This window comes from Aromatoleum evansii (genome assembly GCF_012910805.1).
In the GTDB taxonomy this organism is placed as follows: Bacteria; Pseudomonadota; Gammaproteobacteria; order Burkholderiales; family Rhodocyclaceae; genus Aromatoleum; species Aromatoleum evansii.
On the sequence record NZ_WTVK01000267.1, the window covers coordinates 1 to 410 of the forward strand.

Annotated in this window: 1 protein-coding gene; it reads left to right on the forward strand. The window is 72.7% G+C overall.

Going from position 1 to position 410, the window contains the following annotated elements; genetic code table 11:
- Positions 1 to 188 precede the first annotated feature (188 nt).
- The coding region (locus GO615_RS30055; RefSeq protein ID WP_169133107.1) for a hypothetical protein at positions 189 to 410 on the forward strand (222 nt) is incomplete at its 3' end.

Here is a 410-nt window from a genome sequence, read left to right on the forward strand (position 1 = left end):
CACGCCCCCGCCTCGTGCGTCCAGATGCACCCGGGTGCATCTGGATGACGAGGCGGACCGGCGGCGCGGCCTCGTCATCCACAGGCAGTGACGGCCACGGGCCGTTTCGGCGCCCTCGGGAGGGCTGATCCACAGGGTCGCGTTGCCCGGGCTGCGCGGGGGCGATGCGGGGACCTAGCGTCGCCGTCATGAGCACTCTCGGAGACGACATCCGGGCGCAGCAGCGGCGAGCCGACCTGCTCTCGAGCGACCTCGCACAGTCCGCCACGGATCTGCGCGCGACCATCACGACGACGCAGTGGGCGTCCGGTGCGGCCGACCATTGCCGCAGCGTCCTCACCTCGTTCGCCCGCGACCTCGACGCCTGCGGTGACGACGCGGCGTCGTTCGCGACCGACATCGGCCGGCAC